The organism is Myxococcus vastator, assembly GCF_010894475.1.
Classification (GTDB): Bacteria; Myxococcota; Myxococcia; order Myxococcales; family Myxococcaceae; genus Myxococcus; species Myxococcus vastator.
Map to the genome: position 1 here is coordinate 1 of NZ_JAAIYB010000471.1, position 6,266 is coordinate 6,266.

The following is a 6,266-nucleotide window of genomic DNA, read 5'->3' on the forward strand; positions in this document are numbered from 1 at the left end:
CGCCGCCGACCCGCCCGATTCGCCCCTCCAGCTCAGTCACTGAACAGCTCGCTCGTCGCGGCGCTCGCCGAACACGGTCCTCGTCCGTCATCAAGTCCTCCGGCACGACGTCCACCGGACGGTTACGGAGCGAGAGAAGAAACGGAGGGGGTCGGAGCGTAGCTTCCCAAGGCCGGTGCGCTAAAGCTGGTGCTGGAGCAGGGCAAGTATGTCGCGGAAGCGGTGCGAGACCTGGACCTGACTGAACCCGCCTTACGCAGGAGGTGGAGCAGGCCAAGACGGACGCGGGCCAGGACAAGCCAGTCGCCCTCACCAGCAGGAGCGGGCGGAAATCTCTCACCTCGTCTCATGTGGCAGGAGGGCCTGGCGGCTTGCCGACGACCCCCTTCATGCGGACCACTAACAGTCAACCTGTCCACCGAAGCGGGGGGCGCTCAGGTGGTTGATCTCGGTTGTAGGCGGTGGAAGCCATGACCAAGGCTTCACAAGGCTGCCTGCGCCTGCTGGTAGGCCCGTGAGAAGGGAGAGTTCACGGCCCCACGCGAATTCCCTTGAGAGGAGTTACCGACCCATGCCAGGGGCGTCATCATTCGGTCCGCTCTCTCCCGCCCCGCAAAGACAACGGGCAGGCTCCCAGAAGGGAACCTGCCCGTGTCACTTCCCACTGCCCCAGAGGCCGTGCGCTACGCGCGGACCTCGGGAGAGGACTCGGCCGGCTTCGGCGGCGGAGCCTCCTTGCCCGGCTCGCCGCCCGGGGTGCCCGCCACGCCGAAGGGAGGCGTCTCCAGCGCCGCCTTCAGGACGTCATCCATGTGGGTGACGAAGATGAACTCCAGCTCGTTGCGCGCCTGGTCCGGCACGTCGATCAGGTCCTTGCGGCACCGCTCGGGCAGGATGACCCGCTTGATGCCCGCCCGGTGCGCCGCCAGCACCTTCTCCTTGATGCCGCCCACCGGCAGCACCAGGCCACGCAGCGTGGCCTCGCCCGTCATCGCCGTGTCGTGACGCACGCGGATGCCCGTCAGGAGGCTGGTGAGCGCCGTCAGGATGGTCACGCCCGCGGAAGGCCCGTCCTTCGGAATGGAGCCCGCCGGGAAGTGCAGGTGCAGGTCCGTCTTCTCCAGGAAGTTCGGGCTGATGCCGAGCTGCTCCGCCTTGCTGCGCAGGTAGCTCAGCGCCGCCGTGGCGCTCTCCTTCATCACGTCGCCCAGCTGGCCGGTGAGCGTCATGCCGCCCTTGCCCGCCATCTTCGTCGCTTCGATGAAGAGCAGGTCGCCACCCGCCGCCGTCCAGGCCAGGCCCGTGGCCACACCCGGCACCTCGGTGCGCTCGGCGACCTCCGAGTAGAACATCTCGGGCCCGAGGATCTCCTTCACCCGGTCCGAGTTGACGGTCTGCTTCTCCATCTTCCCGCCGGCCACCTCCACCGCCACCGCGCGGCAGATGTCCGCGATGCGGCGCTCCAGGTTACGCACACCGGCCTCGCGCGTGTACGAGGTGGTCAGCGTGAGCAGCGCCTCGTCGGTGATTTCGATGTGGTCCGGGCTCAGCCCGTGCTCCTTGAGCTGCTTGGGCACCAGGTGGATGCGGGCGATGCTCTGCTTCTCCTCGAAGGTGTAGCCCGTCAGCTCGATGATCTCCATGCGGTCACGCAGCGGACCGGGGATGGGGTCGAGCTGGTTCGCCGTGGCGACGAACATCACCTTGGACAAGTCGAAGGGCACGTCGAGGTAGTGGTCGCTGAACGTGTTGTTCTGCTCCGGATCCAGCACCTCGAGCAGCGCCGCGCTCGGGTCGCCACGGAAGTCGGCGCCGAGCTTGTCGATTTCGTCCAGCATCATGACCGGGTTCTTCGTGCCGGCCTTCTTCATGCTCTGGATGAAGCGGCCGGGGAGGGCGCCCACGTAGGTGCGGCGGTGGCCGCGGATCTCCGCCTCGTCGCGCACGCCGCCCAGCGACAGGCGCACGAACTTGCGGCCCGTGGCCTTGGCCACGCTCTGGCCCAGCGACGTCTTGCCCACGCCCGGCGGACCGACGAGGCACAGGATGGGGCCCCGCATGTCGTTCTTCAGCTTGCGGACAGCCAGGTACTCCAGGATGCGCTTCTTCACCTTCTTGATGCCGAAGTGATCCTTGTCCAGCTGCTGGCGCGCGTTCTCGATGTCGAGGTTGTCCTCGGACATCTTCGCCCACGGCAGGTCGGCGATCCAATCCAGGTAGGTGCGCGCGACGGTGTACTCGCTGGACGCCGCCGGAATCGTCTTCAGGCGGTTGAGCTCCTTGTTGGCGACCTTCTCCACGTCGGGCGGCAGGCCGGCCTTCTTCAGGCGCTCCTGCAGCTCGTCGAGCTCCTCTTCCTCCTCGCCCATCTCCCCCAGCTCTTCCTTGATGGCCTTGAGCTGCTGGCGCAGGTAGTACTCGCGCTGGGTCTTCGACATCTCGCCCTTCACGGCGGAGTCGATCTTGTTGGAGAGCTTGAGGATCTCCCGCTTCCGGTTGAGCAGCTCCAGCACGAGCTTCATCCGCGCCTTGAGGTCCACCGTCTCCAGGACGGCCTGCTTCTCCTCGATGGGCACGTCCACGTTGGCGGCGATCAGATCCGCCAGGTGGCCGGGGTGGGTGATGCTCTCCACCAGCTCGGTGGCGGCGGCGGGCAGCTCGGGCATCAGCTCGATGACCTCGCGCGCCAGCTTCTTGAGGTTGATGCCCAGCGCCTCGACTTCCACGTTCTCCGAAGAGGTCTTGTCCTCCACGGCATCCACGCGGGCCTTGAGGTAGGGCGCCTCCTGGACCAGCTCCACCACGCGGAAGCGGGCGAGCCCCTGCACCACGAGCGAGTAGTTGTCCTCGCCCATCTTCAGGAGCTTCACGATGCGGGCGACCGTCCCCATGGTGTAGAGGTCGGCGGCACCCGGATCTTCTTCTTCGGCGCGGCGCTGGGTGACGACGCCGATGACCTGGTCGTCACGCACGGCGTCCTTGATCAGGGCGATGGTCTTCTGGCGGCCGACGGCCAGCGGAAGCACTCCGCCCGGAAAGAAGACGCTGTTGCGCAGGGGGAGGATGGGGAGCACCTGCGGGATGTCTTCCTTGTTGATGAGCCCGGGAGGGGCCATCGCGGTGGGCATAGCGCTCGCAGCGGTGCCCTTCTTCTTCTCATCGGACATGGAGTTCAGCCTTTTCCCTTCGACAACCAGTGAACATTTCCAGGTTTTCTGCGGCGGATGAACCAACGTAACAACCAAAACGGACATGGCAAACGCAGTGTGCGCTTTTCCGCCCCCCGTCACATCTCCAGGGTTCCTCGGAAGTCTCGCGTCCGGACAGAGGGTGGGGCATGATCACCCCTCTAGCATCTGATGCGGCGCCCCGCCGGGGTGCGCAGCTCTTCGAGAGGCCCCCCATGAAGCGCCGATCCTTCGCCCACCTGCTCCTGCTGCCGTCACTCTTGTGGACGTCGTGCCGGTCGCCCGTCGACGAGCCGGGCTCCAACCTCCCCGGGAAGTGCGAGAGCGAGTCCCCCGTCATCGCGCCGCAGAAGACGGACATCCTCTTCGTCATCGACAACTCCGGATCCATGGAAGAGGAGCAGAACGCCATCGCCACCGAGCTGCCCGCCTTCCTGGAGGCGCTGAAGGAGGGCAGCGGCGTCTCGCAGGACTTCCGGGTGGGGGTGATCACCACGTCCGTGTACCGGCTGGCCATGTTCCAGGGGCAGACGACCTTCCGGGAGTACGCCAACGAGTCCGGCCGGCTGCAGCGCGTGCCGGACGCGGCGGGCAACCCCACCGACGAGCGCTTCATCGACGGCACGGATCCATACGTGCTGGAGAAGTTCCGGCGGCTGGTGATCCAGGGCACGCAGGGCAGCGGCCAGGAGACGCCCTTCGAGGCGGTCCGGCTGGCCGTGACGGAGCCGCTGGTGTCGACGCCGGGAGCGGACAACGGCAACGCCGGGTTCCTGCGCGACGGCGCGCGGCTGCTGGTGGCGGTGGTCACCGACGAGGAGGACTGCAGCACCACCCAGCGCCCCCCTCCGGTGTGGGTGTCCGACGATACGTCCATCGACAACTGCAGTGAGCAGGCCCACCTGCTGACGCCGGTGGAGGAGTACTTCGCCACGTTCCAGCAGCTCCGGGATTCAACGGGGGCCTCGCGTCAGGTGCTCTGGGCCACGATTGGTCCGGTGGCGCTGTCCGACAAGCGGGCGGAGCTGATCCGCGACACGACACCCGACGGTGTCTTCGTGCGCAACGTCGACTGCCCGACCTCCTACGGTCCCGGCCACCGGCAGCGCGCGATGGCGGAGGTGTTCGACCAGGGGCTCGACAACCTCGACTCCATCTGCCGCGACAACTACCGCGACACCCTGCTGCGCATCGCGGAGCTGGCCACGGTGGCGCAGAGCATCGAGGTGGTGAACCTGCCCGACCCCCGGCTGGTCCAGGTGGAGCTGACGCGCGCGAACGACGAGGTGGAGCGGTGCTCGGTGGCCGCGGGTGACCTGCGCTACGAGGCGTCCACGGAGGCGTACCCGGCCCGCCTGTTCTTCCAGTCGAGCTGCCTGCGCCGCGCGGACGACAAGAAGGTGGAAGTGAAGGTCCTCTGCGCCGGCTGAGCCGGGAGAACCCGCGCCAGCGGGTCTGATCCACGCACCCACCGCCATGCGTCCCATGAAGGCGCATGTCAGACCTCCGAGGATAGTGGACGACCCGCCCCCCGGTCGTCCGGTCCGGAGGGGGCTGGCGAGGAGGCGAGATGCGCGCGGCGGAGCAGCGAGTGGGAGTGGAGCAGGGGACGGGCTCGGTCGTGGAGCAGCTTCGGGAGCGGATCCGCCAGTTGCAGGCGGCGCCCCGGCGCTACCTGGCGGTGCTCCGCACGGGCCTGTCGGCGGTGGACGCCCTGCTGCCGACGGGGGGCCTGCCGCTGGGGCAGGTGGTGGAGCTGTGCGGCGAGGCGGCCTCGGGGCGCACCAGCCTGGCGCTGCACGCGGTGGCCGCGGCGCACCAGGAGGCGCGGCTGTGCGCCTGGGTGGACGGCCCCCGGGAGCTCTACCCGCCCTCGGCCGCGGCCCTGGGCGTGGACCTGGAGCGGCTGCTCATCGTCCGGCCCCAGGCTCCCGAGCAGCGCATCTGGGCGGCGGTGCAGCTGGCCCGGAGCGGGGCCTTCACCTGCGTGGTGCTGGACCTGACGCGCGGGGTGGGGCCTGGCGGGCGCGCGTGCCGGGTGGCCCTGGCGGAGGCGCGCAAGCTGGCGGACGCGGCGGCGCGCGGCGGCGGGCTGCTCCTGCTGCTGACGTCGCCAGAGTCCCCGGCGGATGGCGGGGTCCGGCTGCGGACGGAGGCCCGGGACGGAGACGGCTGGTCGGTGGAGGTGGTGCGCAGCCGGCAGGGGGGCACGGGCGCGCGGGCGGAGCTGCCGTGGAGCGCGCTGTACCCGGCGCTGGGGCTGGAGGGAGGCGGCCGGCTGCTGGACGTGGCCGAGCACGCGGCCGACGACACGCCGGACTTCCTGCGAGCTCAGTCCGGAGCGCTGCGCAACGGGCTGGGCATCCTGGGCCAGCGTCCCGGCCGTGACGCGCCCATGCCGCCCCTGCGGCAGGGACTGGACGCGGCCCCGCTGGCGCACTGAGGCACGACATGCGCAGGGCCTATCTGCACCTCACCCGCTTCCCGGTGCAGCGCCGGGTGGTGGAGTCCCCGGAGCTGGCGGGCCGTCCCTTCGCGTTGGTGGAGGCGGTGCGTGGCCAGCGCCGCGTGGCCTTCGCCTCCACGTCGGCGCTGAAGGCGGGGGTGCGCCCGGGGATGACGCTGACGGCGGCCACCGCGCTGGAGCCGGGGCTGCGGCACTTCGACTACCGCCCGGAGGACGAGCTGCGCGCGCTGACGGCGCTGGGTGAGGCGCTGCTGCCACTGGCCCCGGGCTTCCAGCTTTGCGCGCCGGACGGGGTGTGGCTGGACGCGGGGGCCGCGCACCTGTGCGACGGCGAGGAAGGCCTGGGCGCGCGGATGCTGTCGCTGTGCGCCGAGCTGGGCTACCGGGCGCGCGTGGTGGTGGCCTCGGAGTCCTTCACCGCGCGCGCGGTGGCCCGGCATGGCGCGCGCAGGGTGGAGGTGGTGGCTCCGGGGGACAGCGCCCGGGCCCTGGCGCCGCTGCCGCTGTCCGCGCTGGAAGGCCGCGAGGGGGCGGCGTTCTCCGCGCTGGGCCTCACCACGCTGGGCGAGGTGGCGGCGCTGCCCGCGGGGGCCGTGGCGGCCCGGGGCGGC

The 6,266-nt window shown here is 69.9% G+C and carries 4 protein-coding genes; 3 read left to right on the forward strand and 1 reads right to left on the reverse strand.

Annotated elements, in window-relative coordinates:
• Positions 1-683 precede the first annotated feature (683 nt).
• Positions 684-3,167 carry an endopeptidase La gene (gene lon / locus G4D87_RS31600; protein WP_163786415.1) on the reverse strand — a complete coding sequence of 828 codons (2,484 nt, stop codon included), beginning with the start codon at positions 3,165-3,167 and terminating at the stop codon, positions 684-686.
• Positions 3,168-3,403: 236 nt separating this feature from the next.
• On the opposite strand from lon, the gene G4D87_RS31605 reads away from it, so the two are divergent.
• From G4D87_RS31605 to G4D87_RS31615, 3 genes are all read left to right on the forward strand, one after another.
• Positions 3,404-4,618 carry a vWA domain-containing protein gene (locus G4D87_RS31605; RefSeq protein WP_205507790.1) on the forward strand — a complete coding sequence of 405 codons (1,215 nt, stop codon included), beginning with the start codon at positions 3,404-3,406 and terminating at the stop codon, positions 4,616-4,618.
• A 140-nt stretch (positions 4,619-4,758) separates the two neighbouring features.
• Positions 4,759-5,631, forward strand: a complete 873-nt coding sequence (locus G4D87_RS31610) for an ImuA family protein (protein WP_163786417.1) — start codon at positions 4,759-4,761, stop codon at positions 5,629-5,631.
• A gap of 8 nt (positions 5,632-5,639) precedes the next feature.
• Positions 5,640-6,266 (forward strand): Y-family DNA polymerase (locus G4D87_RS31615; protein ID WP_443192655.1); only part of this gene is annotated, 627 nt, incomplete at its 3' end.

Bases quoted from the DNA above. Each gene is read 5' to 3' on its own strand.
- lon (WP_163786415.1), bottom strand. From the start codon at position 3,167: ATGTCCGATGAGAAGAAGAAGGGCACCGCTGCGAGCGCTATGCCCACC.
- G4D87_RS31605 (WP_205507790.1), top strand. From the start codon at position 3,404: ATGAAGCGCCGATCCTTCGCCCACCTGCTCCTGCTGCCGTCACTCTTG.
- G4D87_RS31610 (WP_163786417.1), top strand. From the start codon at position 4,759: ATGCGCGCGGCGGAGCAGCGAGTGGGAGTGGAGCAGGGGACGGGCTCG.